Annotated in this window: 31 protein-coding genes; 13 read left to right on the top strand and 18 right to left on the bottom strand. The window is 68.2% G+C overall.

Annotated features, from left to right (window positions below; all coding sequences use genetic code 11):
* Positions 1-138 precede the first annotated feature (138 nt).
* Positions 139-615: an Lrp/AsnC family transcriptional regulator gene (locus P7B02_RS08625; protein WP_277785912.1), complete on the bottom strand. Its 477-nt coding sequence runs from the start codon at positions 613-615 to the stop codon at positions 139-141.
* Positions 616-734: 119 nt separating this feature from the next.
* On the opposite strand from P7B02_RS08625, the gene ald reads away from it, so the two are divergent.
* Positions 735-1,847: an alanine dehydrogenase gene (gene ald, locus P7B02_RS08620; RefSeq protein WP_277785911.1), complete on the top strand. Its 1,113-nt coding sequence runs from the start codon at positions 735-737 to the stop codon at positions 1,845-1,847.
* Positions 1,848-2,001: 154 nt separating this feature from the next.
* On the opposite strand, the gene P7B02_RS08615 is transcribed toward ald, so the two are convergent.
* The gene (locus tag P7B02_RS08615) at positions 2,002-2,877 is read right to left on the bottom strand and encodes a bifunctional regulator KidO (RefSeq protein ID WP_277785910.1); all 876 of its coding nucleotides are present in this window, start codon (positions 2,875-2,877) and stop codon (positions 2,002-2,004) included.
* Between the two features lie 70 nt (positions 2,878-2,947).
* Between P7B02_RS08615 and P7B02_RS08610 the strand changes: the two genes are divergently transcribed.
* Positions 2,948-3,943, top strand: a complete 996-nt coding sequence (locus P7B02_RS08610; RefSeq protein ID WP_277785909.1) for an XdhC family protein — start codon at positions 2,948-2,950, stop codon at positions 3,941-3,943.
* On the opposite strand, the gene moaC is transcribed toward P7B02_RS08610, so the two are convergent.
* From moaC to moaA, 5 genes are read right to left on the bottom strand one after another with little or no spacing between them, the layout of a single operon-like run.
* On the bottom strand, positions 3,893-4,366 hold the full coding sequence (gene moaC / locus P7B02_RS08605) for a cyclic pyranopterin monophosphate synthase MoaC (protein WP_277785908.1): 474 nt from the start codon (positions 4,364-4,366) through the stop codon (positions 3,893-3,895). The genes P7B02_RS08610 and moaC overlap by 51 nt on opposite strands.
* Positions 4,363-4,926 (bottom strand): molybdenum cofactor biosynthesis protein B, encoded by a 564-nt coding sequence (gene moaB, locus P7B02_RS08600; protein WP_277785907.1) that lies wholly within the window; start codon positions 4,924-4,926, stop codon positions 4,363-4,365. The genes moaC and moaB overlap by 4 nt, the downstream gene beginning before the upstream one ends.
* 9 nt (positions 4,927-4,935) lie before the next feature.
* Positions 4,936-5,379, bottom strand: a complete 444-nt coding sequence (locus P7B02_RS08595) for a molybdenum cofactor biosynthesis protein MoaE (protein ID WP_277785906.1) — start codon at positions 5,377-5,379, stop codon at positions 4,936-4,938.
* Positions 5,376-5,621, bottom strand: a complete 246-nt coding sequence (locus P7B02_RS08590) for a MoaD/ThiS family protein (protein ID WP_277786013.1) — start codon at positions 5,619-5,621, stop codon at positions 5,376-5,378. The genes P7B02_RS08595 and P7B02_RS08590 overlap by 4 nt, the downstream gene beginning before the upstream one ends.
* Positions 5,618-6,661 (bottom strand): GTP 3',8-cyclase MoaA, encoded by a 1,044-nt coding sequence (moaA, locus tag P7B02_RS08585; protein ID WP_277785905.1) that lies wholly within the window; start codon positions 6,659-6,661, stop codon positions 5,618-5,620. The genes P7B02_RS08590 and moaA overlap by 4 nt, the downstream gene beginning before the upstream one ends.
* 50 nt (positions 6,662-6,711) lie before the next feature.
* Here moaA and P7B02_RS08580 point away from each other — a divergent pair, with 50 nt between their 5' ends.
* A complete protein-coding gene (locus tag P7B02_RS08580) occupies positions 6,712-7,299 on the top strand; it encodes a nucleotidyltransferase family protein (RefSeq protein WP_277785904.1) in 588 nt (195 codons plus the stop codon).
* Here the strand turns inward: P7B02_RS08580 and P7B02_RS08575 are convergent.
* Positions 7,296-9,482: a xanthine dehydrogenase family protein molybdopterin-binding subunit gene (locus P7B02_RS08575; RefSeq protein WP_277785903.1), complete on the bottom strand. Its 2,187-nt coding sequence runs from the start codon at positions 9,480-9,482 to the stop codon at positions 7,296-7,298. The two genes, P7B02_RS08580 and P7B02_RS08575, sit on opposite strands and share 4 nt — an antisense overlap.
* A 10-nt stretch (positions 9,483-9,492) precedes the next feature.
* Positions 9,493-9,963, bottom strand: coding sequence for a (2Fe-2S)-binding protein (locus P7B02_RS08570; RefSeq protein ID WP_277785902.1), 471 nt, complete (start codon positions 9,961-9,963; stop codon positions 9,493-9,495).
* A 148-nt stretch (positions 9,964-10,111) separates the two neighbouring features.
* On the opposite strand from P7B02_RS08570, the gene P7B02_RS08565 reads away from it, so the two are divergent.
* A complete protein-coding gene (locus P7B02_RS08565; RefSeq protein ID WP_277785901.1) occupies positions 10,112-11,005 on the top strand; it encodes a precorrin-2 dehydrogenase/sirohydrochlorin ferrochelatase family protein in 894 nt (297 codons plus the stop codon).
* Positions 11,006-11,017: 12 nt separating this feature from the next.
* Positions 11,018-11,692, top strand: a complete 675-nt coding sequence (modB, locus tag P7B02_RS08560) for a molybdate ABC transporter permease subunit (RefSeq protein WP_277785900.1) — start codon at positions 11,018-11,020, stop codon at positions 11,690-11,692.
* Here the strand turns inward: modB and P7B02_RS08555 are convergent.
* On the bottom strand, positions 11,689-13,347 hold the full coding sequence (locus P7B02_RS08555; RefSeq protein WP_277785899.1) for an MFS transporter: 1,659 nt from the start codon (positions 13,345-13,347) through the stop codon (positions 11,689-11,691). The genes modB and P7B02_RS08555 overlap by 4 nt on opposite strands.
* 66 nt (positions 13,348-13,413) lie before the next feature.
* Complete coding sequence (locus P7B02_RS08550) at positions 13,414-13,815, bottom strand: YkvA family protein (RefSeq protein ID WP_277785898.1); 402 nt, start codon at positions 13,813-13,815, stop codon at positions 13,414-13,416.
* Between the two features lie 66 nt (positions 13,816-13,881).
* Here P7B02_RS08550 and P7B02_RS08545 point away from each other — a divergent pair, with 66 nt between their 5' ends.
* Positions 13,882-14,664 carry an SDR family NAD(P)-dependent oxidoreductase gene (locus tag P7B02_RS08545; RefSeq protein ID WP_277785897.1) on the top strand — a complete coding sequence of 261 codons (783 nt, stop codon included), beginning with the start codon at positions 13,882-13,884 and terminating at the stop codon, positions 14,662-14,664.
* A 60-nt stretch (positions 14,665-14,724) separates the two neighbouring features.
* On the opposite strand, the gene P7B02_RS08540 is transcribed toward P7B02_RS08545, so the two are convergent.
* Positions 14,725-15,300, bottom strand: coding sequence for a CC0125/CC1285 family lipoprotein (locus P7B02_RS08540; RefSeq protein WP_277785896.1), 576 nt, complete (start codon positions 15,298-15,300; stop codon positions 14,725-14,727).
* A 104-nt stretch (positions 15,301-15,404) separates the two neighbouring features.
* On the bottom strand, positions 15,405-16,037 hold the full coding sequence (locus P7B02_RS08535; protein WP_277785895.1) for a LysE family translocator: 633 nt from the start codon (positions 16,035-16,037) through the stop codon (positions 15,405-15,407).
* A gap of 352 nt (positions 16,038-16,389) precedes the next feature.
* On the opposite strand from P7B02_RS08535, the gene P7B02_RS08530 reads away from it, so the two are divergent.
* Both P7B02_RS08530 and P7B02_RS08525 read left to right on the top strand, forming a co-directional pair.
* On the top strand, positions 16,390-16,728 hold the full coding sequence (locus P7B02_RS08530; RefSeq protein ID WP_277785894.1) for a helix-turn-helix domain-containing protein: 339 nt from the start codon (positions 16,390-16,392) through the stop codon (positions 16,726-16,728).
* A 14-nt stretch (positions 16,729-16,742) separates the two neighbouring features.
* The gene (locus tag P7B02_RS08525) at positions 16,743-18,038 is read left to right on the top strand and encodes a hypothetical protein (protein WP_277785893.1); all 1,296 of its coding nucleotides are present in this window, start codon (positions 16,743-16,745) and stop codon (positions 18,036-18,038) included.
* A 7-nt stretch (positions 18,039-18,045) separates the two neighbouring features.
* Here the strand turns inward: P7B02_RS08525 and P7B02_RS08520 are convergent, their stop codons facing one another.
* Positions 18,046-18,456 (bottom strand): MAPEG family protein, encoded by a 411-nt coding sequence (locus P7B02_RS08520; RefSeq protein WP_277785892.1) that lies wholly within the window; start codon positions 18,454-18,456, stop codon positions 18,046-18,048.
* 119 nt (positions 18,457-18,575) lie between these two features.
* On the opposite strand from P7B02_RS08520, the gene P7B02_RS08515 reads away from it, so the two are divergent.
* The gene (locus P7B02_RS08515; RefSeq protein ID WP_277785891.1) at positions 18,576-18,779 is read left to right on the top strand and encodes a KTSC domain-containing protein; all 204 of its coding nucleotides are present in this window, start codon (positions 18,576-18,578) and stop codon (positions 18,777-18,779) included.
* A gap of 3 nt (positions 18,780-18,782) precedes the next feature.
* Here P7B02_RS08515 and P7B02_RS08510 read toward each other — a convergent pair whose 3' ends face one another.
* From P7B02_RS08510 to P7B02_RS08500, 3 genes are all read right to left on the bottom strand, one after another.
* On the bottom strand, positions 18,783-20,015 hold the full coding sequence (locus P7B02_RS08510; RefSeq protein WP_277785890.1) for an argininosuccinate synthase: 1,233 nt from the start codon (positions 20,013-20,015) through the stop codon (positions 18,783-18,785).
* 69 nt (positions 20,016-20,084) lie between these two features.
* A complete protein-coding gene (locus tag P7B02_RS08505) occupies positions 20,085-20,444 on the bottom strand; it encodes a hypothetical protein (RefSeq protein WP_277785889.1) in 360 nt (119 codons plus the stop codon).
* The gene (locus tag P7B02_RS08500; RefSeq protein ID WP_277785888.1) at positions 20,444-22,432 is read right to left on the bottom strand and encodes a potassium transporter Kup; all 1,989 of its coding nucleotides are present in this window, start codon (positions 22,430-22,432) and stop codon (positions 20,444-20,446) included. Before P7B02_RS08500 ends, P7B02_RS08505 begins: the two co-directional genes overlap by 1 nt.
* A gap of 154 nt (positions 22,433-22,586) precedes the next feature.
* Between P7B02_RS08500 and P7B02_RS08495 the strand changes: the two genes are divergently transcribed.
* Genes P7B02_RS08495 through P7B02_RS08485 form a run of 3 tightly spaced genes read left to right on the top strand, consistent with a single transcriptional unit; the run spans position 22,587 to position 24,270 of the window.
* Positions 22,587-23,027 carry an Rrf2 family transcriptional regulator gene (locus tag P7B02_RS08495; protein ID WP_277785887.1) on the top strand — a complete coding sequence of 147 codons (441 nt, stop codon included), beginning with the start codon at positions 22,587-22,589 and terminating at the stop codon, positions 23,025-23,027.
* Between the two features lie 50 nt (positions 23,028-23,077).
* Positions 23,078-23,878, top strand: a complete 801-nt coding sequence (locus tag P7B02_RS08490) for an SDR family NAD(P)-dependent oxidoreductase (RefSeq protein ID WP_277785886.1) — start codon at positions 23,078-23,080, stop codon at positions 23,876-23,878.
* Positions 23,879-23,880: 2 nt separating this feature from the next.
* Complete coding sequence (locus P7B02_RS08485) at positions 23,881-24,270, top strand: hypothetical protein (protein ID WP_277785885.1); 390 nt, start codon at positions 23,881-23,883, stop codon at positions 24,268-24,270.
* Between the two features lie 3 nt (positions 24,271-24,273).
* Here the strand turns inward: P7B02_RS08485 and P7B02_RS08480 are convergent, their stop codons facing one another.
* Entirely contained in the window at positions 24,274-24,972 is a 699-nt protein-coding gene (locus P7B02_RS08480) for a MarC family protein (protein WP_277785884.1), read from the bottom strand.
* Between the two features lie 97 nt (positions 24,973-25,069).
* Between P7B02_RS08480 and pyrF the strand changes: the two genes are divergently transcribed.
* A complete protein-coding gene (gene pyrF / locus P7B02_RS08475) occupies positions 25,070-25,756 on the top strand; it encodes an orotidine-5'-phosphate decarboxylase (RefSeq protein WP_277785883.1) in 687 nt (228 codons plus the stop codon).
* Positions 25,757-25,805 lie beyond the last annotated feature (49 nt).

The following is a 25,805-nucleotide window of genomic DNA, read 5'->3' as shown; positions in this document are numbered from 1 at the left end:
TCCCCGCAGCATCACCCCCATCCCATCAAGGGGAAGAGGCGGATCGTGCGTGCTTCGACAGGCTCAGGATGACGAACTCATCAATTGGCCAACCCGCCTTCGTCATGCTGAGCTTGTCGAAGCACGCACCACACACCCCTAAAGCGGCAGCTCCGCCCGCTTCACCACCGTCCGCATGGCGATCGACGAACTGACCCGCGTCACGCCCGGCAGCCGCGTCAGCTCCCGGCTGTGGACCCGCTCCAGGTCGTCCACGTCGCGGACCACCAAGCGCAGCAGGTAATCCGAGCCCCCGGTCATCAGGTAGCATTCGGCCACCTCGCGCACCCCGGCCACCGCGGTCTCGAAGGCCGTCAGGGTCGCCTCGGCCTGGGAGGCCAGGGTCACGGTGACGAAGACGCTGAGCGGCAGACCCACCGCCCGCTGGTCCAGCACCGCCGAGTAGTGGTCGATGATCCCGGCCTGCTCCAGAGCCTTCACCCGGCGCAGGCAGGCGGACTCCGAAAGATTGGCCGCCTTGGCCATCTCCACATAGCTGGCGCGCCCTTCGCGCTGAAGGAAACGCAACAGCTTTCTGTCGAAGGCGTCGAGCGGCTTGGCGGATTCCTGCGTCATGGGACGCCTTGTCGCACGATCACTCCATATAACAAAGTTCTTCATGGGCATTACGCCGGGAAGCCGCAGCCTGCTCGCGGCACACTGCGTTCAACATCCCGCCAGTGGAGGAAACATCGATGCGCGTTGGCGTCCCTTCTGAGATCAAGCCGAATGAACACCGGGTGGGCCTGACCCCCTCGGCCGCTCGTGAATATGTGGCCCGCGGCCACAGCGTTCTCGTCCAGACCAACGCCGGCCAAGGCGCGGGCTACACCGACGAGGCCTATGTGAAGGCCGGCGCAACCATCGCTCCCGACGCCGACGCCGTTTTCGCCGGCGCCGAGATGATCGTGAAGGTGAAGGAGCCGCAGAAGGTCGAGTGGGAGAAGCTCACCGACAAGCACATCCTCTTCACCTATCTCCACCTGGCGCCCGATCCGGCCCAGACCGAAGGCCTGCTGGCCTCGGGCTGCGCGGCCATCGCCTACGAGACCGTCACCGACGCCACGGGCGGCCTGCCGCTGCTGGCCCCCATGTCGGAAGTCGCCGGCCGCATCGCCGTCTTCTCGGCGGCTGAAACCCTTCTGAAGCACAACGGCGGCATGGGCCTGCTGCTGTGCGGCGTCCCAGGTGTTCCCCCGGCCCGGGTCGCCGTCCTCGGCGGCGGCGTGGTCGGCATCAACGCCGCCCGCATGGCCGCTGGCCTCGGCGCCGAAGTGGTGGTGCTGGAACGCTCCATCCCCCGCATGCGCCAGCTGGACGACCTGTTCCAGGGCCGCATCCTGACCCGCTACTCCTCGCTCGACTCGGTCGAGGACGAAATTCTCAAAGCTGACGTCGTCATCGGCGCCGTGCTGACCGCCGGCGCCGCAGCGCCGAAGCTGGTCAAGCGCGAGCACTTGAAGCGCATGAAACCCGGATCGGTCCTGGTGGACGTCTCCATCGACCAGGGCGGCTGCTTCGAGACCAGCAAGCCGACCACACACGCTGAACCGACCTACACGGTCGACGGCGTGGTCCACTATTGCGTGGCCAATATGCCCGGCGCGGCCCCCCGCACCTCCTCCGACGCCCTGGGTCACGCAACCCTTCCCTTCGGCCTCGCCCTCGCCGACCACGGCCTGGACGCGCTGAAGACCAACCCCCACCTGGCCAAGGGCCTGAACGTGCTGAAGGGTCAGCTGACCCACCCGGCCGTCGCCCAGGCGCTGGGCAAGCCGTCGGTCGATCCGTACGGCGTGTGGGGCTGAGCACAGACTCAAAAGACCGCTCCTCACGGGGAGCGGTCTTGAGAGACGACATCGGCCGCGGGTCAGAACGCGGCCGATGTTCGGCTCCTCGGGGCGCGGCCGCGGTTGAGCACGGCCCGCCCCGAGGGCGCCTCCAAATTCTGAATTCTATGGCTTAGGCTGCGGCCCAGTTCTTCGGGTCGAGCGCGATCGGATCGTCGATCGCCATTTCATCCCAGTCGAGATCCGGCGGCGGGCTCGCCGCGGCGGCCACCACGGCCGACAGCTCGGCGGCGGACGTCACGCCCACCAGCACCGAATGCGCCTCGACGCGTGACAGGGCGAAGCCCAGCGCCGCCTGCAGCGGATCCGAGCGACCCTCGGCGATCATGCGGCGCACGCGCGACAGACGGCCCGAAGCGCCCTTCAGCTGCGCCGGCACGCGGTCCGGCGGCAGGAACAGCAGGCCGTTCAGGAAGATCGAGCGCAGCTGCACCTCGGCGCCCAGCCCGGCCAGGCGCGCCAGGGTGCCGTCAGCCAGCAGGCGCTGGTCCAGCAGGCTGCCCGGCGCCTGGATGATGTCCGGCTTGAAGCGCTTCATGATGCCCACGGAATCGTCCGTGGCATGGACCGAAACGCCGACCTTGGCGAACAGCCCCTCGTCCTTCATGGCCAGAAGGGTGTTCCAGAAATGATCCCCATGCGGACCGAACAGGTCGTGCATGGACGAAACGATGATGGCGTCGGCGCGCTCGACCTGCAGGCGGCGCAGGGCCGCGCGGGCCTCGTTCTCCACGTGGATCGGACCACGATCGGCGCGGCCAGCGCCGATGGTCACGCGCATGGGCACGGGGCGCGGCATGATTTCGCCGAGCAGACCTTCGGCATGGCCGTACAGGCCCTGGGTGTCCAGGACGCCCAGGCCGGCGCGCGCGGCGATGCCCAGGATTTCACGGGCTTCGGCCTGCGGCGAACGCGAGCGCATGCTGGACGAACCGTCCAGACCGAACTGCGCGGCGTTCAGGCCGAGTTTCGAAACGAGGCTGCTCATGAGGGGCAAGATCGCGCCGAAGGCCTAAGAACCCGTATCTGAAGTCTTTCCGAGGCGTTAAGGTCGTTGCATGGGCACTACGACACCATTCGACCTAAACCCTTGGCCTGTCTTCGGTTTTTTCGATGACGCCCGCCCCGCTCTCAACCGTGCCTTGCAAAAAGGTTCGGCGATTTTAGTCACGATTATTGATCTTCACGGCGGCGGTCCGCGACCGGTCGGGACCCAGATGGTGTTCGGCGAGGGCGAGGCCTCCGGCTTCCTTTCCGGCGGCTGCATCGAGGCCGATGTGGCCCTCCACGCCGCCGCCTGCCTCACCGACGGAGAACCCCGGCGTCTGGTCTACGGGACCGGCAGCCCCTGGCCCGACATCCGCTTGATGTGCGGGGCGCGGCTGGAGGTGCTGGTCGAACGCATCTTGCCGGACGACGCGGCGGCCGCGGCCCTGCGCGCCTATGCAAAGACCCGCCAATCCGCCGTCTGGCTTACCGACGGGACCCATCGCGCCTGCACGCTTCCCGAACACGCCCAGCCCTGGGCGGGGGCGTTCGAGCGGCGTTTCGATCCCGCCCCGCGCCTGATCATCTTCGGCGGCGACCCCACGGCCCTGGCCATCGCCAGCCTGGGCGTCTCCTGCGGCCACGAAACCTGGCTGGTCCGGCCGAACGGCCCCTCCGACGCCCCGCCGATCCCCGGCCTGCACTACAGCCGCGCCGCGCCCGGTCAGGCCTTGGCCGATATCGGCCTCGACGCCTGGACCGCTGTGGCCGTCTGCCACCACGACATGGATCTGGATGAGGCCGCGCTTGTGCCGGTCCTCGAGTCGGACGCCCCCTATGTGGGCCTGCTCGGCGCGCGGGCCAGGCTTCCTGATCGCCTTGCACGTCTGAAGAAAGCCGGCCTGACCGAGCGGAAGCTGGCTCGGCTGCGCGCGCCGATCGGCCTGGATCTGGGCGGCAAGGCCCCGTTCGAGATCGCGGTCGCCGTGCTGGGCGAGATCACCGCCGTGCGGAACCTAGACCTGACGTCGCCAGTCCCCGGACTTGCCGCCGGTCTTTTCGACTAGGCGCACCGCCTCGATGGTCATGCCTTTGTCGGCGGCCTTGAGCATGTCGTAAACGGTCAGGCAGGCCACGGACACCGCCGTAAGCGCCTCCATCTCCACCCCCGTCTGGCCGCTGGTCTTGACCCGGGCCCGCACGGCCAGGCCGCCTTCGGCCGGCTCCACCGACACCTCGACCTTGGACAGGGCGAGCGGATGGCAAAGCGGGATCAGGTCGGCGGTCTTCTTGGCCGCCATCACCCCGGCGATTTCGGCTGTGGCGCGCACGTCGCCCTTCTTCGCCTCGCCAGACACCGCCAGGGCCAGGGTCTCCGGCGTCATGCGCACGAACCCCTCGGCCACCGCCTCGCGGGCGGTCACCGCCTTGTCCGAGACATCGACCATGCGGGCGCGGCCCTGGTCGTCGATGTGGGTCAGGCGGCTCATTTCTCCAGCAGCCGGGGCATGAGCTCGACCATGTTGCAGGGCTTGTGACGGCTGTCGAGCTGGGCGCTGATCACCTTGTCCCAACCATCCTTCACCGCCCCGTTCGAGCCGGGCAGGCAGAACACGAACACCCCGTCGATGATCCCGGCGGTAGCCCGCGACTGCAGGGTCGACAGCCCCACCGACTGATAGCTGACCATGTGGAACACCACCGAAAAGCCGTCGATGGTCTTGTCGAACAGCGGCTCCAGCGCCTCCGGCGTCACGTCGCGGCCGGTGATGCCCGTGCCGCCCGTGGTGATGATGGCGTCCACCTCGCCCGAGGCGATCCAGGCCTTCACCACCGTGCGGATGGCGGTGACGTCATCGGGGACCAGGGTGCGGTGCGCCAGAACGTGGCCCGCCCCTTCGATCCGAGCGGCCAGCAAGGCGCCGGAGGTGTCGCTCTCCTCGTCCCGGGTGTCCGACACGGTCAGGACCGCCACGCGGACGGGGATGAAGGGCAGGTCTTCGACGATGCGGCCGCCGGGAACGATGGAAGAGGGCGTGAGAGTGCTCATGCGTTTCTCCTAGCCGTCCCAGCGCTCGGCGTCAGCCAGGTCCTTGCCCGTGGGCTCGATCCAGCGGGCGCCGTCCGGACCGTGCTCCTTCTTCCAGAACGGCGCGCGGCTCTTCAGATAGTCCATCAGCTGGTCGCAGGCCTGCAAAGCCTCGCGCCGATGGGGCGCCGCCGTGGCCACGAACACCACCGCCTCGCCCGGCGCGACCGCGCCGACGCGGTGGACCACCGCCACATCATGCAGGCCGAAACGGGCGATAGCCTCCTCGACCATCAGGGCGATCTGCCTTTCGGTGAAGCCGGAATAGGCCTCGAGCTCCAGCACGCGGGTCGCCCCGCCCTCGGCGCGGGCCAGGCCGATGAAGGTGGCCACCGCCCCGGTCTCGCTGCGGTCGGCGCAAAAGCCCGCGGTCAGGGCGCCGACATCCAGGATCTCGGTCTGAAGGCGGATCATCCGCCGCTCATGGGCGGAAGGAAGGCGACTTCCGACGCGCCGTCCAGGATGGCCTCGCCGCGCACCAGCACCTGATCGACGGCCGCCTGCACGCCGGGCCCAGCCAGGGCCTCGCCCAGAGCGGAATCCTCCCGGGCAAGCTCGGCGCGCAGGGCAGAAAGCGCTACGGGCGGGACATCCAGCACCCGCTCGCGCCAGCCGGCCACATCGGCCAGGCGTCCGAACAACAGGACGCGCATCAGCCCCCCGTCATCGACATGTGCCGGGAAACGGCCGGCGCCGCGCCCCGGTCGATGCGGAAATCATGGCCCTGCGGCTTGCCCGCGACAGCCGCGCGGATCGCCGCCGTCAGCGCCCGATCGTCCGCCCCGTCCCGCAGCACCGCCCGCAGATCCGCGGCGTCCTCTCGGCCAAGGCAGGTGTGCAGCACCCCGGTGCAGGTCAGGCGCACGCGATTGCAGGCCTCGCAGAAATTGTGGGTCAGGGGCGTGATGAAGCCCAGCCGCCCGCCGGTCTCGGCCACCCGCACATAACGGGCCGGTCCGCCGGTGTTCAGCGGCAGATCCTCCAGCGTCCAGAAGGCCGAAAGCTCGCGCCGCACCTGGGTCAGGGACATGAACTGATCGGTGCGGTCAGCCTCGACCTCGCCCATGGGCATGGTCTCGATGAGGGTCATGTCGAAGCCTTCGCCATGCGCCCAGGCGATCAGCTCCGGCAGCGCCCCGGCGTTGTCATCGCGCAGGGCCACGGCGTTGATCTTGATCTTCAGCCCGGCGGACCTGCCCGCCTCCAGCCCGGCGAGGACCTGTTTCAGGTCGCCGCCCCGCGTCAGACGGCGGAAGCGATCCGGGTCCAGGGTGTCGAGCGACACATTGATCCGCCGCACGCCATGCCGGGCCAGATCTTCCGCATGGCGCGCCAGTTGCGTGCCGTTGGTGGTCAGGGTCAGCTCGTCCAGCGCCCCGGCGCGGATATGTCGCGACAACCCCGCGATCAGATCCATCAATCCTTTGCGCACCAGGGGTTCGCCCCCGGTCAGCCGCACCTTGCGCACGCCCAGACCGATAAAGGCCGCGGTCAGGCGATCCAGTTCTTCGAGGCCGAGAACTTCGTTCTTGGGCAGGAACGTCATATGTTCCGCCATGCAGTAGGTGCAACGCAGGTCGCACCGATCGGTCACCGAGACCCTCAGATAGGTCACCCGGCGGCCGAATCCGTCCAACAGGCCCCGGTCGGGGCTCGTCTGGCGGATCAGTGAAGGCGTGGCGTCGAACGGCGTCATGGCTCAGCGGCCAACATAGGCCGTCTGGGGCCACGGTTACAGGGGCGCACATGCGCAGGGGTTTTGAAGCGATCGTGCTGGCGGCCGGCTCCGGCAGCCGGTTCGGCGGCGGAAAGCTGGTTTCCGATTTCGAGGGCGCGCCCCTGATCGAGGGCGCCTTGGCGGCCGCCTTCGCCGCGCCGGCCCGTTGCGTCACTGTGGTTCTGGGCGCCGACGACCGCGTGGAGGAAGCCGCCCTGGCCTTCGCCCGCCGCTGGGGCGAGTCGCGCCGCCTGAATCTGGTCTATGCCGCCGATCATGCCCACGGTCTGTCCGCCTCGCTGCGGGCCGGACTGGCCGCCATCCGTGACTGCCGCGGCGTGTTCATCTTCCTGGGCGACATGCCGCGCATCCCGCACGGCTTGCTCGACGCCCTTGCCGACGCCGTGGAGCAGGGCGCAGCCGCCGCCGCGCCGATCTGCGGCGGCCGACGCGGACACCCCGCCCTGCTGTCGCAAGATTTGTTCGACGCCCTGCGCGCGCTCAGCGGCGACCAGGGCGCGCGCTCGATCCTCGATGATCTCGGCGATCGCCTGGCCCTCATCCCGACCGAAGACGAGGGCGTGCTTTTCGACGTGGATCTTCCGTCCTCAATCTAGGCCGGCTTGACGAACGGCTGGCTCAAGGTCGGCTGGCCCGTGGCGGCCAGGATGGCGTTGGCCACCGCCGGTCCGATCACCGGCGTTCCGGGCTCGCCCACGCCAGACGGCGCGGCGGTGGAAGGCAGGATGTGGGTCTCCACCCTGGGCGCCTCGTTCATGCGCAGGACGCGATAGGTGTCGAAATTGGTCTCCTGCACCGCCCCGTCGATCAGGGTGATCTGTCCGTATAGGGCGCCCGACAGGCCATAACAGGTGCCGCCTTCCATCTGGGCGGCGATCTGGTCCGGCGAGATGGCCGTGCCGCAGTCGATCACCGTGACCACCCGTCCGACCTTGGGCGGCTGGCCCTCCACAAGCTGCACGTCCGCCACCTGACCGACCACCGAGCCGAAACTCTCGTGAACCGCCAGGCCGCGCACCCAGCCTTCGGGCGCGGAGCTCTTCCACCCAGACCGCTCCACCAGCAGGTCGAGCACCGCCAGATGCCGCTGGGAGCCGGCCTTCTGGTACAGGGCGCGGCGATAGTCGGCCGGGTCCTTGCCCGCCTTGCGCGCCAGCTGGTCGATGGTGTGCTCCATGGCGTAGGCGGTGTGGGTCGCTCCCACCGAACGCCACCACAGGACTGGGACGCCGACGTCCGGCATGGCTACCTGGGCGTCCACGGCCGGCGTCGCCTTCAGATAAGGCGAGCCCTGGGCCCCTTCGACCGCCGGAGGTTCGGGACCGTCGCCCCCGCCCATGGGCGAGCCCTTCATGATCGACTGGGTGACGATCCGGTGCCGCCAGGCGGCGGGATAGCCGTCCTTGTCGACCCGCACCGAGACGGCGTGGTGGGTGAGAGGGCGGAAATAGCCAGCCCGCTGGTCGTCCTCACGCGTCCAGACCAGCTTCACGGGCCGGCCGTTGGTCTTCTTGGCGATGCGCACGCATTCGGCCACGTAGTCGGACTGGAAGTTGCAGCGCCGCCCGAAGGAGCCGCCGGCATAGAGCGTCTCGATCTCCACCGAGCCGGGCAGGGTCCCGACGATCTTGGCGGTGTTGAGTTGGTCCAGGGTCGGAAATTGCGAGCCGAAGGTCAGCTTCACCTTGCGCCCCTTCACCTGGGCCACGCAATTCATGGGCTCCATGGTGGCGTGGGCCAGATAGGGAAAGTCGTAGGCGACGGTCAGGACGTCCGGGCCGGACAGCTCCCCCACCGTCCCCTTGCTGTCGAAGCCCTGCCACTTGATCTCGCCGCCCTTGCCGGCGGCGATGTCGCGGAAGGTCTGGGCGATGGCGTCGGAGCCGCGCTTCTCGGCCTTGCCCTCATCCCAGGTCACGGTCAGGGCCTCGCGCCCCTTCAGGGCGGCCCAGGTGCTGTCGGCCACCACCGCCACGCCGGACTTCACGGAGAAGACGTCGATCACTCCCGGAACCGCCTTGGCCTTGTCGGCGTCGAAATTCTGAGGGACGGCGCCGAAACGCGGCGGGTGGGCGACCACCGCCACCAGCATCTCCGGCAAGCGGACATCCTGGGTGAAGCGGGCCTGGCCGGTGCTTTTCAGCACCGCGTCCTTGCGGCGCACCCGGTTGGTGCCCACCAGGGTGAAGGTCTTGGGATCCTTCAGCGTCGGATTTTCCGGCGGCGTCACCTTGGCCGCATCGGCCAGCAATTCAGCGAACCCCGCCGAGCGGCCGCTGCCCGCGTGGCTGACCACGCTGTCTTTCACCGAAATCTCTGCGGCGGGAACGGACCACTTGGCCGCGGCGGCCTGGACGAACATGGCGCGGGCGCTCGCCCCCACCTTGCGCAGCTGCTCCCAGCTGTTGGCGATGGCCGAGGAGCCGCCGGTGCCCTGCGCCCCCATGCCGGTGTTCATATAGACCTTGGTGTTGGCGGCGGCCTGCTCCACCCGCACCCGGGTCCAGTCGGCGTCCAGCTCCTCGGCCAGGATGGCGGCCAGGCCGGCGTGGTTTCCCTGGCCGAATTCGATGTGCTTGGAGATGACCGTAACCGCCCCGTCAGGAGCGATCTTCAAGAACGGCCCAAAGGCGCCGAAGTCGTTGTTGGTCCCGATCGACATGATGTCGGCCGGCGAGCAGGCGCCGACGGTGAGCGCCCCGCCCGCCAGGGCCGCGCCGATCACCACCTCGCGCCGGGTGGCGCCGGTCAGGGCCGAAGGTTTGACGATCTTGTTCATCGCGGCCCCCTCAAGCCTTGGCCGGAGCGGGCGCGGCGACGCCGGCCGCGTCCTTGATGGCGTCGCGGATGCGCTGATAGGCGCCGCAGCGACAGATGTTGCCGCTCATCACCGCGTCGATGTCGTCATCCGTGGGCTGCGGCGTCTGGGCCAGCAGGGCGGCGGCGCTCATGATCTGGCCCGACTGGCAGTAGCCGCACTGCGGAACGTCGTGCTTCACCCAGGCGTGCTGCAGCGGGTGGCCGCCGCCAAGCCCCTCGATGGTGGTGATCTGGCTGCCGCCGACCAGTTCGATCGGCGTCTGGCAGGCGCGCATGGGCTGGCCGTCCACATGGACCGTGCAGGCGCCGCACTGCGCCACCCCGCAGCCGAACTTGGTCCCTGTCAGGCCCAGCTCGTCCCGAAGAACCCATAGGAGCGGGGTTTGAGGATCGGCTTTGACGCTGACCGCGCGTCCGTTCACCTGCAAGGTCATAGCCATCGGAGAACTCTCCTTGATCGACATCAAGCTATGCGCATCTTGGCTCCGATAAGTTTTCAAGCGCGAGTGGAAAATTCACGATGTGCGGCTAAGCGTCGCTTCGCGGTGAGGGGCCGCGCAGTTTCAGCGTGTGAGTTGAGAGGCCTGAGTGGAAGCGTTTCCGGCTTATTTTCCCCTGAAGGGCGCCAAGATCGTCATCGCCGGGACTGGCGATGCGGCAGAGGCGAAGGCGCGTCTGTTCGACGGCTCGCCGGCCCAGGTGGTGCGCATCGAAGCGCCGGAGGCGTTCACTCGCACGCCTTATCAGGACGCCACCCTGGTGTTCATCGCCGGCGACAACCTGTTCGCCGAGACCGCCCATGAAGCCGCCAAGGCGGCCGGCGCCATGATCAACGTGGTGGACAAGCCCAAGCTGTCCGATTTCCAGACCCCCGCGGTGATCGACCGGGGCGAGGTGGTGGCCGCCGTGGGCACGGCGGGCGCCGCCCCCCTGCTGTCATCCCTGCTGCGCAGCGACATCGAAGCCCGCGTGCCAGAGGGCGCCGGTCGGGTGGCCGCCCTGCTGCACAAGCACCAGATCGCGGTCCGCAAGGCCCTGCCCGACCAGACCAAGCGCCGCTTCTTCATGCGCGAAGTCCTCAACGGCCCTATCGCCCAACTGGCCATGGAGGGGGACATGGACGCCGCCGGCGAGCAGCTGGTCGAGGCCCTGGCCCAGGGCGGCAAGGTGAAGGGCCGCGTGCGCTACATCGCCGGCCGCGGCCCCGCCGACCTTCTGACCCTGCGCGCCGCCCGAACCCTGGCGGCGGCGGACATCCTGATCGCCGACGAGGACGCTGACCCGCAGATTCTAGGCTTGGCCCGCCGCGACGCCGAACGGGTCGATCCGGCCGAGGTCGAGGTCAAGGACCTGATCGCCCATGCGAACGCCGGGCTGCAGGTGGCCCGCGTCATCACCCACACCGTGGACCCCGATGACCTGCGGGCCCTTATGAAGGCCAAGGTCGAGGTCGAGGTGCTTCTCGCCGCGCCTAGCGCCTGATAACCCGGGCTGATGGCGCCCGGCGATCTCGCGATCCTTTTCCTGTCCCTGAAGGTGGCGGCCGTGGCCGCCATCGCCGGACTGCCGCCCGCTGTCCTGGCCGCGTGGGCCCTGGCGCGGGGGCGGTTTCCGGGCCGCAACCTGCTGGACGCAGCCCTTCACCTGCCGCTGGTGATCCCGCCCGTGGCGACCGGCTTCGTGCTGCTGGTCCTGTTCGGGCGGCGAGGCCTGCTCGGGCCGGCGCTGGAGAAGGTCGGGATCGTCTTCGCCTTTGACTGGACCGGCGCGGCCCTGGCCGCCGGGATCATGGCCTTTCCCCTGATGGTGCGGCCCATCCGCCTGTCCATCGAAGCCATCGACGCCGAGGTCGAGGAGGCCGCCCGCACCCTGGGCGCCGGCCCCTTGGCCCGGTTCGCCCGTATTGTCCTGCCGCTTTCAGCGCCAGGCATCGGCGCGGGCCTGGTCCTGGGCTTCGCGCGGGCCTTGGGCGAATTCGGCGCCACCATCACCTTCGTGGCCGCCATTCCGGGCGAGACCCTGACCCTGCCGGCGGCGATCTATGCCGCGGTGCAGACGCCAGGCGGCGAGACCCGCGCCGCCGTGCTTTGCGTCGCCTCCGCCGTCCTGGCGGTGGTCGCGGTGCTGGCGGCGGACGTGGTGGGCCGCGCCGCCGGCCGATTCCGCTAGGCGTCCAACGGCTTTCCGTTCGTCTCGGGCAGGAAGAACAGGGTGGTCAGGGCGCTGAGCGCCGTGAAGAACACCCCGTACCAGAGGCCCGCATAGATGTTGCCGGTCCCCGCCACGATGGCGAACGCGGTGAAGGGCAGGAAGCCGCCCACCCACCCGGTGCCGATGTGATAAGGCAGCGACAGAGCCGTGTAGCGCACTCGCGTGGGGAACAGCTCCACAAGCGCCGCCGCCATGGGACCGTAGAGCGCCGTGGCCGCGACGGTGAACAGCATCAACACCCCGAACACCCCGGCCAGGTTCATGCGGGCGGGGTCGGCGACGGCCGGATAGCCCGCCGCGGTCAGGGCGGCCTTGATCTCAGCCTGGACCTTGGTCTTGGCGGCCTTGAGGTCGGCGCCGGACAGGCCTGCGCCCTCCACCGAACCGATCACCGTCTGGCCGACCCGGACGCTGGCGACCGCTCCCGCCGCCGCGGCCTCGTTGTCATAGGAGATCCCGCCGTTGGCCAGAACGCTCTTGGCGATGTCGCAGGAGGTGACGAAGGCCGCCTTGCCCACCGGGTCGAACTGCAGCGAGCAGGCGGCGGGGTCGGCCACCACCACGACGGGAGTCCGTTGCTGCGCCTCGGCCAGGGCCGGGTTGGCGAACTGGGTCATCAGGTGGAAGCCGGGAAAATAGAAGGCGATGGCCAGGACCATGCCGCCCAGCATCACCCACTTGCGGCCCACCCGGTCCGACAGCCAGCCGAAGAACACGTAGAGCGGCGCGCTCGCCAGGGTCACGACCATGATCATGGCGTTGACCGACGTGCCGGGAACCTTGAGGAACTTCTCCAGGAACACCTGGCTGTAGAAGAAGGCCGTGTACCAGACGCCCCCTTGGGCGCACATCATCGAGAAGAAGGCCAGCAGGACGAGCTTCAGGTTCCTCCACTCGCCGAAGGCTTCCTTGAACGGCGCCTTGGTCTCTTCCCCCGCCGCCTTCAGCTTCTGGAAGCTGGGGCTTTCGGTGAGCTTGAGGCGCATGAAGATCGAGATCGCCAGCAGGCCCGCCGAAACCAGGAAGGGAATGCGCCAGCCCCAGGCTGCGAACGCCTCCTCGCCCATGAGGGTGCGGGTGGTCAGGATCACCGCCAGCGCCCCGAGAAGCCCGAAGGCCGCCGAGGTCTGGATCCACGCCGTGGCCCAGCCACGCTGGTTCGAGGGCGCGTGCTCCGCCACGTAGATCGCCGCCCCGCCATACTCCCCGCCCAAGGCCAGGCCCTGAACGATGCGCAGCAGGACCAGCAGGATCGGGGCGATGATCCCCACCTGCCCATAGGTCGGCAGCAGACCGATGGCGAAGGTCGCCACCCCCATCATCGAGACGGTGATAAGGAAGGCGCCCTTGCGCCCCGCCTTGTCGCCGATGCGTCCGAAGATCAGGGCGCCCAGCGGCCGGAAGGCGAAGCCCGCCCCGAACAGGGCCAGGGCGGCGATGAAGGCCGCCGTATCGTTCAGCCCTGCGAAGAAGGTCTTGGAGATGACCTGGGTCAGGGCCCCGAAGATGAAGAAGTCGTACCACTCGAAGGCGGTGCCGGCGGACGAGGCCGCCACCACCGTGCGCATGGAAGCGCCATCCTTGTCCGAGGCGCCGTCCGTCGCCGTGCTCATGCGTTTCCCCCGCTTGTTTTGTCGAGGTCTAGCATCACGCCGTTCGGCGACAAGGGGTCGATCTTGCTATCCTTGCCCCTTCTTCTCCAGCCATTCGCGGGCGGCCTGGCGATGGCTGGCCTTCAGGTGGCGGCCGACCAGGGCGATCATCGCCGCCATGACCGCCGCGTCGTCGGTGAAGCCGACCCCCGCCAGAATGTCGGGAATGGCGTCCGTCGGAAGGACGAAATAGGCCAACCCGGCCAGCATCAGGGCCTTGGCCTTCTTCGGCGTGGCCGGATCACGGGCGGCCCAGAACACCGCCAGGGCGTCGGCGGCGAACGGAATCTTGCCGGCGGTGCGGGCGATCTTGGGCCAGAATCCACGCGCCACCCGCTGCTCATTTACGCGGACGACGGCCGGAACGAGGGCTTTTGACGAATCCAACGCCTGGTTGACGTCGGGTGACGGCTTGGCTTGCGCGCTCATCTTTGTATGGGTTCCTCCAAAGCCGCTCGAACGGTCCATCAGAACGCCTGAAATGGGAAGACGTCCATGAAGCTCGACAACACCATCGCCGCCGTCGTCACCGGCGCCGCCTCCGGCCTCGGCGAGGCCACCGCCCGCGCCCTGGCGGCCAAGGGCGTCAAGGTCGCCATCTTCGACATGAACGAGGCCGCGGGCGAGGCCGTGGCCAAGGATATCGGCGGCGTGTTCTGCAAGGTCAATGTGACCTCGGACGCCGATGTGGACGCCGGCTTCGAGAAGGCCCGCGCCGCCCACGGCCAGGAGCGGATCCTGGTCAACTGCGCCGGCACCGGCAACGCCATCAAGACCGCCAGCCGCGACAAGGCCACGGGCGAGACCAAGCACTTCCCGCTCGACGCCTTCGACAAGATCATCCAGATCAATCTCGTCGGCACCTTCCGCTGCATCGCCAAGTCGGCGAAAGGCATGCTGGACCTGGAGCCCATGGAAGACGGCGAACGCGGCGCCATCGTCAACACCGCCAGCGTGGCGGGCGAGGACGGCCAAGTGGGCCAGGCGGCCTATTCGGCCTCCAAGGGCGGCGTCATCGGCATGACGCTGCCGATCGCCCGCGACCTGATGAACGACGGCATCCGGATCAACACCATCCTGCCGGGCATCTTCAACACCCCGCTGATGAACGGCGCGCCCGAGAACGTGAAGGCCGCCCTGGCCGCCTCCGTGCCGTTCCCCAAGCGCCTGGGCCATCCGCACGAATACGCCCAGCTGGCCGTGACCATGATCGAGTGCGGCTATTTCAACGGCGAGGACGTCCGCCTCGACGGCGGCATCCGCATGGCTCCGCGCTAAGCAACGGCGTCAGGCCCGAAAAGAAGAAGGCCGGTGGGGAGCCACCGGCCTTTTCCATTTCTATTCCGAGGTCGGCCGCTGGATCGACGGGCCGAGGTTGGCGATCACCTCCCGGGCGTCGAAGGCGTTGCGGTCGGCGGGCTTGGCGCCCTTGCGCAGAACGATCTCGGCGCTGGCCTCGAACTTGTTGATGGTGCGCACGTCCATGCGGTCCGCCCAGAACGGGTCGCCCCAGTACGGATCCCAGGCGCGCCAGCCCATGCGCGGGCCGAAGTAGCTCCAGGACGGGGCCCAGTAGCTGTAGGCCCAACGGTTATAGAACGGGTCGCGGTCGATATAGGTGCGGCTGGTCTTGTCCGTCTTGCGGTCGGCCAGTTCGAACCAGTCATAGCCCTCGGCTACGGTCAGCTCGGCGGCGCGATAAAGCAGATAGCGCTCGACGGTGTCGCGCGAGGTCAGGCTGTTGCCCTGGAAATTGACCCGGAAGCGGTCAGCCTCGATCCGCATTTCGGAGAAACCGCCAGAGGTGCTGCTGCGGCCCGGAACCGCCGGTTGATACGGCGTCGCGGTGGCGCAGGCCGAAACCGTGGCGGCGGCCGCCAGAAGCCCGGCGATGGCGATGGGTTTGGTCTTCATATGCTCGCGTCCTCCAAAGGCGCGTACTGATCTACTCACAACACATGCGCAGCGGCGCTGGTTGCGCAAGCCCGCCCCGAGCCATTCCGCCCTTCAGATACGGGCTATCCGCGCTGGAAGATGAGCACGGCGGCCGCAATCAGCAGAACACCGACGAAGACGGCGAAAATCCGGCGGAACCTCGGCTCGGTCATGCGCGCGGCCAAGGCCGCTCCGCCGAGGCCGTAGGAGGTCATGCTGATCATGTCCATCGTCACCGCCGCCGCGGCGAACATGGCCATCTGCGGCGCCACCGGCCGGTTCACGTCCACGAAAGGCGGCAGGACGGCGGTGAAAAACAGCAGGACCTTGGGATTGGCGATCTGGACCATGAAGCCGTCGCGGAAGGCGGAGCGGCCGGTCTTGACCTCCACCTGCTCCTGCGGCTCGCCCTTGTCCTTCCAGGCCTTGAGCAGCGACTTGACCCCCAGCCACGCCACATAGGCCGCGCCCGCCAGGGTCAGCAGGTGGAAGACCTGCGGGAAGGCGGCGACCAGGGCGCCCAGGCCCAGCGCCGCGGCGGCGAACCAGACGAGGGAGGCGCTGTTCATGCCGATGGCCCCGATCACGGCGGCGGCCTTGCCCTTCTCCGCCCCGTTGGCGATGGCGAACAGATTGGCGGGACCCGGCGTGGCGGCCATCACCGCCATCACCGACAAGAATGCGCCATAGCGGGCGGGATCGACGGGAAGGGCCATGACCGCTCCTTCGGCTGAGCGGATAAGAGCGTCAAGAGCCGTCTTGGGTAGCGCTGGGTAGGGTGGGGGCGACGCCCGCCCCGAGGGAGGGGCGGGCGTCGGAGCCGCGGTTCGCAGAATGGGGTGGAGGAACCGCGGCCCCAGGAATGACCATCGCGGCCCGGCAATACGCTAAGCGCCGACGGCGATGTCGAGGATCACTATATAGTTCTTACTGGATAAGTAAATCCTGAAGCGTGACTTTTTCGCGCAATCACACAGGCCTTGTGGGTTGTGTAAGAACTGGATACCCTGCGGCCAGGGGGTTTTTGCAAGTGTCGCGCGTTCCCGCCCCCGTCAGATCAGGTGTGAAATGCCCAGACAGGCCGTCGATCCAGCACGAGCAGCCGAGACCAAGAGTCTCCGACAGGAGGCCGGGCGCTGGCTCAAGACCGCGCGGGAATCCGCCGGATTGACCCAGGCAGGGCTCGCGGAACGTGTGAACCTCCGCTATTACACCTTTATCTCGCAGGTGGAGAGCGGGCTGGGCCGCGTGCCGATCGAAATGCAGGCCGCCTGGGCGGAAGCCCTGGGTCTGGATCCGAAAGGTTTTGCGCGCACCCTGCTGCGGTATTACGAACCGGAGCTGTACCGCCTGCTGTTCACGGATGAACCCCGCGCCCAGATGACGCGGGAAAAGGCGGCTGGCTAAAGGAACCCTCGCGGTTGGCGACGATCCTCAAATTCATGGGCCGCGGCCTGGCGAACGGTGACTGGACCGTCGCCGAGCGCGCGCAGCTGCGGGAGATGTCCGCCGCCCTGACTGGGGATCGGACAGGCTCGAACCTTGTCTTCGGCACGACCGAGGACGGGGACCCCTGGGTCGTGGCCACCGACGACAACGAAGACGTCGTCCTGCACATCGCCCGCATCGGCGGGCGGGTGATCATCCACCGGATGTTTGACGGCATGGTGCGCGAGGCGCCCGACGTCTACACCGCCGCCACCCTGATCCAGCAGCGCCCGCCGGCCCGCGTCGGCCGTGTCCAGCCGATCCTGGCCGACGCGCTGCCCACCGACGCGCCGTTCACCCTGATCGCCGGCGCGGCCCTGCACGACAATCCATCCGACGCGACGCCGGTCCATGCTGAAATGGCCCCGCGCTTCGAGCCGGTTCACAGCGACGCCCACCAGCCGATCGCCGGCCTGCTTGGCGACGACCTGCCGATCCCGACCCTGGAAGACGCGCCGCTGCACGTCTTCGCCGCTCCGGCCGCGCCGCATGCGCCGCTGCAGCCGACGGCCGAGATCATCCAGCTTCAGGCCTATCTGCCAAGCTCGACTGGCCTTGCCGCCGTCTCGGCGCCTCTGCCCGACTTCGCCGCGCCGCAGCCGGCGGTCATTCCCGTCGTCGCCCAGACCCCGGACGAGCAGGTCGACGGCGAGACTGTCGGCGGAGGCGGCGAACCGCCCATCTCTCCGCCGACGATCGGCGCCGAAGGCAATGGTTCCGGCAGCGACAAGGGTGCTGACACCCAGACCTACTTCGAAGGCGGCGCCGGCGCCGACGTCATCATCATGGGCGACCGCGTGGTGGCCTTCGGCGGCGACGGCGCGGACACCTTCATCGTCAACTGGCGCAAGCAGGGCGACGACGCGGCTGCGTCGCGCAGCGCGGGCGTGATCCTCGATTACAACGAGGCCCAGGGCGACCGGCTGGTGTTCGCCAACGACGCCAACCCGCCTCAGATCGTCAGCGTCGAATTCGCGAACCTGTCCGGCTTCAACCCGGCCGCCAGCTTCGTCGGCGCCGCGATCGCCGGCCGCCGAATCGGCTTCGACCTGGACGGCGATGGGCGCGAGGACGTCCACATCCTGTTCGGGGGCGACAGCGAGGTGAGCTTCACCCGTCTGGCCGCCAATGTCCGCGAACCGGTGACAAACGTCGCCTCGCCGATGGCGGACGGCGACTTCATCATGGGCATCGCCGCCGCCGTCTCTCCGGCCGAACTGTTCATCTAGAGCCCGGCTAGACCCCGCCGGTCACCATCAGGGCCCGCACCGTTCCCGCGAGCGCGCCGAACAGCAGCACCAGCATCGCCAGGCCTTGCAGGCCGAAACCCAGGCTTCGGCTCTTGGGCTCCTTCACATAGGCCAGCATGTAGACCACGCGGCCGATGAGGAAGAGCGCGCCCAGGCCGGCGGCGATGAGGTCGTTCCAATAGATGGCGAACAGCCAAAGGGACGGCAGGAAGACCACCAGCCCCTCGATCATGTTCATCTGGACGCGGAAATGCCGCTCGAACTCCGGATGGCCGGTGACGGCGGGCGCCTCGACGCCGAAGCGGGCCCGCGCCTTGCCCACCCTGGCGATCTTCCAGACCAGCAGGACCAGCGACAGCAGAGTCACCAGGGCGATCAGGTTGTGTGGTTGATTCATGTCAGCCTCCCTTTTGGGGGATGCTGTCATGCTTCACGTCAAAACGCGAAAGCTGCGCCGCAGGAACCCCTTCGGGGCCTCAAGGCGTTGTAGCAACAGGGTTAGATGGAGCTCCGCCCATGCATGTGGACTCGACCGCCATTTCCGCCATCGACTACGAAACCGAGCACGGCAAGCTGTTCGTGCGGTTCATCGACGGGGACGAGTATGTCTATGTCGGGGTGCCTCAAAGGGTGCGGGACGCCTTCGTCCGCGCACCCTCCAAGGGTCGGTTCTTCCAGCGGATGATCCGGGATCGCTATCCCTACAACCGCTGCGCCTGAACCTTATTTCAGGCGCTGATCGCGCTTGGCGAGGACGCGCAGGCGCAGGGCGTTCAGCTTGATGAAGCCGCCGGCGTCGCGGTGGTCGTAGGCCACCTTGCCTTCTTCGAAGGTCACCAGGTCCTGATCGTACAGGCTGTAGGGACTGGTGCGGCCGATGACCGTGACATTGCCCTTGTACAGCTTCACGCGCACCTGGCCGGTGACGTTCTTCTGCGAGTGGTCGATGGCCGCCTGCAGCATCTCGCGCTCCGGCGAGAACCAGAAGCCGTTGTAGATGAGCGACGCATACTTCGGCATCAGCTCGTCCTTCAGGTGCATGGCGCCCCGGTCGAGGGTGATGCTCTCCATGCCGCGGTGCGCCGCCAGCAGGATGGTGCCGCCCGGGGTCTCGTAGACGCCGCGCGACTTCATGCCCACGAAGCGGTTCTCGACCAGGTCGAGGCGACCGACGCCGTTGTCGTGGCCCAGCTCGTTCAGCTTGGCCAGCAGGGTGGCCGGCGACATCTTCACGCCATCGATGGCGACGGGGTCGCCCTTCTCGAAGTCGATGGTGAAGACGTGCGGCTTATCGGGCGCGTCTTCCGGAGCGATCGTGCGCATATGCACGAACTCCGGCGCCTCGACGGCCGGGTCCTCAAGCACCTTACCCTCGGACGAGGAGTGCAGCAGGTTGGCGTCGACGCTGAACGGCGCTTCGCCGCGCTTGTCCTTGGCGATCGGGATCTGGTGCTTCTCGGCGAACTCCAGCAGGGCCTCGCGGCTCTTGAAGTCCCACTCGCGCCAAGGCGCGATCACGGTGATGTCCGGCTCCAGGCCGTAATAGCCGAGCTCGAAACGGACCTGGTCGTTGCCCTTGCCGGTGGCGCCGTGGCAGACGGCGTCGGCGCCGACCTTGCGGGCGATCTCGATCTGCTTCTGGGCGATCAGCGGGCGGGCGATGGAGGTGCCCAGCAGGTAGACGCCTTCATACACGGCGTTGGCGCGGAACATCGGGAACACGAAGTCGCGCACGAACTCCTCGCGCACGTCCTCGATGAAGATGTTTTCCGGCTTGATGCCCAGCAGCTCGGCCTTCTTGCGGGCCGGCTCCAGCTCTTCGCCCTGGCCGAGGTCGGCGGTGAAGGTCACGACCTCCGCGCCGTACTCGGTCTGCAGCCACTTCAGGATGATCGAGGTGTCCAGACCGCCGGAATAGGCGAGGACCACTTTCTTGATCGGCTTGTCGGCGGCCATGGGCGCGGCGTCCTTGGATTTGGGTGTTTCGGAAAGTCGCGCGCGTTCAAGGGCGCCGGACGCTCAAGGTCAACCCCTAAGCTGACCTTCGTCGCCCAGGATCTTGATCACCTTGCGCAGCCACCAGAGATTGACCAGCGCCAGGAGCGGGGCGAACAGGGCCTTCATGCCCAGCATCATGAGCGCCGCCTCATCGCTGCCGGTCCGGCCCACCGCCACCATGCTCAGCCACACCACCGTCGCCGCGGCCGGCTGAAACGCCAGGGCGAACAGCTTGGGCGCCCGCCAGGTAGGCTGCCCGTCAAAACCGAACTGCATCGGCACCTGGGTGTCCGGAAGGATGCGCGCGTAGGCCTGGCGCGCCGCGCCGGCCATGATGGCCAGGGCGGCGATCCAGAAGCCGTCGACGATGAGGTTCAGCGTATCCATCAGACGGTCACCTGCGCGCCCAGCTCGACCACGCGGCCCGGGGGGATCTTGAAGAAGTCGGTGGGATTGGCCGCGTTCTTCATCAGGAAGATGAACAGGCGGTCCTGCCACAGCGGCATGCCCGACTGGGCCGACGGCACCAGGGAGCGGCGGCCCAGGAAGAAGCTGGTCGCCATGATGTCGAACTTCAGCCCCTGCTTGCGGCACAGCCCCAGGGCCTTGGGCACGTTCGGGCTCTCCATGAAGCCGTAGGTGATGATCAGCTTCTTGAAGTCGTCATTGATCTTCTCGATGCGGACCCGGTCCTCCTCGCGCACGCGCGGGGTCTCTGCGGTCTTCACCGTCAGGATCACATTCTTCTCGTGCAGCACCTTGTTGTGCTTGAGATTGTGCATCAGGGCGACGGGGGTCATGTCCGGATCGCCGGTGAGGAAGATCGCCGTGCCGGGCGCACGGTGCGGGGCCCGGGCCGACAGGATGCCCATCAGGTCGACCAGCGGCACCGAATCCCGGCGCGTCTTCTCACTGAGGATCTGCGCGCCGCGCACCCAGGTGCTCATCACCAGGAACAGGCCGCCGGCGATCAGCAGCGGCAGCCAGCCGCCGGTGAACAGGCGCAGGGCGTTGGCGCTGAGGAAGGCGAAGTCCAGCATCAGCAGCGGGCCGATGAAGCTCAGGCTCAGCCACAGGGGCCACTTCCACAGGCGGCGGGTGACCACGAAGGCCATCAGGGTGGTGACCACCATGGTGCCGGTCACCGCCAGGCCATAGGCGTGGGCCAGGGCCGACGAGGTCTTGAAGCTGACCAGCACGGCCAGAACCCCGATCAGGATCAGCCAGTTGATCTGCGGCACGAAGATCTGGCCGGACTGGGTCTCCGAGGTGCGGCGCACGTCCATGCGCGGCAGCAGCCCCAGCTGGATCGCCTGCTGGGTCAGGGAGAAGGCGCCGGTGATCACCGCCTGCGAGGCGACGATGGTGGCCAGGACCGACAGGATCACCACGGGCAGACGGATGGCGTCCGGCGCCATCTCGAAGAACCAGTTGGCGTTGGGGAACACCCCGCCGGCGGCGGCCACCCGGTCGAGCGTGGCGAGGGCGAAGGCGCCCTGGCCCAGATAGTTCACCACGAGGCAGGGCAGGACGAAGAACAGCCAGGAGGCCTGGATCGGCCAGCGGCCGAAATGGCCCATATCGGCGGTCAGGGCCTCGGCGCCGGTCACGGTCAGGAACACCGCGCCCAACACCAGGAAGCCCACCAGGCCGTGCTCGGCCAGGAACAGCACCGCATAGTGCGGGCTGATCGCCATCAGCACGTCCGGATGCTCGAAGAACCGATAGGCCCCCAGGCCGAACATGGTCAGGAACCATACCGCGCAGACAGGGCCGAAGAAGCGGCCGACCTTGGCCGTGCCATGGTTCTGCACCATGAACAGGCCCACCAGGATGATGACGCTGATCAGCATCACCAACTGGGTGCTGATCTTGCCCTCCAAAGCCGGGATGGTGCCCAGGCCCTCCACCGCCGAGAGCACGGAGATGGCCGGCGTGATCACCGCGTCGCCATAGAACAGCGCCGCGCCGATGACGCCCAGGACGAAGACCGTGGTGGTCCGCTTGCCGATGGCGCGCTGGGCCAGGGCCATGAGCGACAGCACCCCGCCCTCGCCCTTGTTGTCGGCGCGCATGACGAAGAAGACGTACTTGATCGTCACCACGAGGATGAGAGCCCACAGGGCCAGGGACACGACGCCCAGAATCTCGCCGCGGGTCACACCGTCGGCGGCGGCCGTGTGCAGGGCTTCGCGGAAGGCGTAGAGCGGGCTGGTGCCGATGTCGCCGAAGACGACGCCGACCGAGCCGAGAGCGAGCGCCAGGAAGGCCCGGCCCTTGGGGCCGTGGCTGTCGTGACCGTTATTGCGCGGGGAGGCGGCCGAGGTCGCCGAAGCGGCGGAATCCGCGGAACCGCCAGAGGCTTGATCAGCCATTCAATCCCTCCGGGGCATGGTCCGCGAAGGCGGAGCCCCATTGATCGAGCGGCGCGCGATACACCCATTCCGCGCCCCATTCAATGACAGCAAGGTCTGATTCACGTAACTAGCCATTGAACACGCGCCAGACTGACCTACGTTCCACGATAAGATGTCAGACAGCCAAAAATTCCCAGTGGCGGCCCACGCCTTGGCCTATCTGGCCCACAAGGGGGCGTTTTCGGCTGATAAGGCCGTCGCCAGCGCCATGCTGGCGGCCTCCATGCCGACCAATCCCGTGGTCGTGCGCCGCGTGACTGCGATGCTTGGCCGCGCCGGCCTGGTCGGGGCCCGCGCCGGGGCCAGCGGCGGCGCCTGGCTGCTGAAAGCCCCCGAGGACATCCGTCTGGACGAAGTGCTGAAGGCCGTCGGCGGCTGCACCCACCTGGGCACCCCCCCGCCCGGCGCCAAGGGCTGCCCCATCGGCGAGAAGATCCCCGACGCCGTGCGGGGCGTGCTGGCGGCGGCGGATGCAGCGGCCCGTGATCGTCTGTCGCAGATCACCGTGGCCGACCTGCTGGCCGAAGCCGAGTCGCCGCGCGCTGTTGCCTAGCTTGGCGGAGCGCGCCAATCTCGCCGCGTTCCTGACGAGGTGACCTTTCCATGGCCCGCCGCCTCGCGCTGATCACCGGCGCCTCCGCCGGCATCGGCGCCGCTTTCGCCCGCATCTACGCCGCCCACGGCTATGACGTCGCCCTAACCGCCCGCCGCGCCGACCGGCTGGAGCAGCTGGCGAGCGAAATCTCCCTGCGCTTCGGGGTCGAGGCCCTGACCGTGCCCGCCGATCTGGCCGCCCCCGGCGGGGTCGAGGCCATGCTGGCCGGGGTCGAGGAGCAGGGCCGCGTGGTCGACGCCCTGATCAACAACGCCGGCTACGGCCTGCCCGGCGCCTATTCCCACACAACCTGGACCGATCAGGCCGCTTTCCTGCAGTTGATGGTCACCGCCGTGTGCGAGACCACGCACCGCGTCCTGCCGGGCATGGTGGAGCGGCGGTTCGGCCGCATCGTCAATGTCGCCTCCGTCGCCGGCATGGTGCCGGGCGCGGCGGGACACACCCTCTACGCCGCCTCCAAGAGCTTCCTGGTCAAATTCTCCCAGAGCCTGCACCTGGAGAACCTGTCCACGGGCGTCCATGTGAGCGCCCTGGCGCCCGGCTTCACCTTCACCGAGTTCCACGACGTCAACGGCACCCGCGAGCAGACCCAGGGCTCCACCCCGCCCTGGATGTGGCTGGGCGCCGACGAGGTCGCCGCCGCCGGCTACGAGGCGGCCGAGGCCAACCGTCCCGTCTGCGTCACCGGCGCCCCCAACAAGGCCATCGTCGCCCTGGCCAAGATCCTGCCCGACGACTGGGCCCTGGCCCTGATCGCCAGCCAGCAGAACCGCTTCCGCAAGGTGTGAGCGTGAGCCGGCCGCTCAGCCTCATCATGCTGGCCGCCGCTGGTGTTCTTTTGAATGGATGCGCCCACAAGCCCGCATCGAAGGGTTTGCTGCCCGTCGATCTGATCGGCGACGACTGGATCGGATCAATCCGGGGACGCACCTTGGTGATCGACGGCGCCCGCGAATCCTTGAGGGTGAGCCCTGCCGAACATGTGGTCGATGGGCCGATATTGCTGCTGGTCAATTCGCCGACCGACGAGGGTCGATATGTTTCGACATCCACCCGCACGCAACGCTGCGAGGTGCGCGGACGCGTCTTTCCACTGACGTTCAGCCTGTGCCTGAAGACGAAGGGAGACCAGGAGTGCCTCTATCGTCTGCAAGGCTGCGCCGAGCCCGCCCGCAGCTGATCGTCAGTTTCCGTCAGCGTATGGGCTCGCCGCCTCGTAGCGGATGATGCCTCGCGTGGCGTCGGCGGCGCCGATGATGATGAACTGCACCGCCATGGCGCAGAGGATCAGACCCAGCACCCGCACCACGATGGTCAGACCGATGCGGCCCAGCAGGCGCGTGATCAGCGGCGTCGCCCAGAAGGCCATGACCACCGTGAACGACACCCCGGCGATGGCCAGCACCCCGGCGAGGGCCCCCGCCAGGCCGGCGGCCTTTGCCTCCGAGGCATAGATCACTACGGTCGAGATGGCCCCCGGCCCGATGAGCAACGGCATGGCGAAGGGCACGATCAGCCGCTCGAACCGCTTGCGGGCATAGGCGCGGGCGGTGGGGATCTGCTCTCCGGCGTCGGCGGCGTCGGCGAAGCTGGCGGTGAAGTCGTCGCGGGCCATGTCCAGGCCCAGCAGGAACAGGATGATCCCGCCGGCGATGCGGAAGGCCGGCAGGGAGATGCCGAAGAACTGCAGCAGCGACAGGCCCGAGAAGAAGAAGAAGGTCAGGAAGCCCAGGACGAACAGGCCGATATAGACGGCCACCATCCGCCGGCCCCAGATGCTGGCGCCCACCGTGGCGGCGGCGAACAGCGGCACATTGCCGATCGGGTCGATCAGGGCGAAGAGCGCCACGAAGAAGTTGACGGCGAGGTCGCTGTGGATCATCTGGCGTCTTCAGCCTCAACTTGCCCCGCGCCCGCCGCGAGTCGCCTCATCCTAGGCGATCTGACGGTCCCCGCGCCATGCCCGGAGCCTGCCCGCCATGACCGCCGACGCCCGCCTGATCGTCCCCCTCGACCTGCCCTCCACCGATGAGGCCCGGGCCATGGTGGAGCGCCTGGGCGACGCCGTGTCCTTCTACAAGGTGGGGCTGGAGCTGCTGGCCAGCGACGGCATGGCCCTGGCGGCGGAGCTGAAGGGCCAGGGCAAGCAGGTGTTTCTGGACTGGAAGCTGCACGACATCGGCGAGACCGTCCGTCGCTCCACCGCGGTTCTGGCCGGCGCGGGCTGTGATCTGCTTACGGTCCATGCCACGCCGCAGGTGATGAAGGCCGCCGTGGCCGGACGCGGCGACTCCAGCCTGAAGATCCTGGCGGTCACCGTCCTGACCAGCCTGTCTGAGGCCGATCTCGTGGAGATGGGTTATCGCGAAAGCGCTCGCGACCTGGTGGCCAAGCGCATCCGTCAGGCGGTGGAGGCGGGCGTCGACGGCGTCGTGGCCAGCCCGCTCGAGGCCGCCCTGGCCCGCGAGATCGCCGGGCCGGACTTCCTGGTGGTGACCCCGGGCGTGCGCCCGGCCTGGTCGGCCAAGAACGATCAAGCCCGCGCAGCCACCCCGGCCGACGCTCTGGCTGCCGGCGCCAGCCACCTGGTCTGCGGCCGCCCGATCACGGCGGCGAGCGATCCGCGCGAAGCCGCGCTCAGGGTCGTTGCCGAAATGGCGCACTAACCGGCCAACGTCTGAGGCCGGCCGGCGCGGCCGGACCGCACCCTTGCAC

The organism is Caulobacter segnis, from assembly GCF_029543125.1.
GTDB classification, from domain to species: domain Bacteria; phylum Pseudomonadota; class Alphaproteobacteria; order Caulobacterales; family Caulobacteraceae; genus Caulobacter; species Caulobacter segnis_D.
This window is presented reverse-complemented; position numbering and strand designations above follow the sequence as displayed.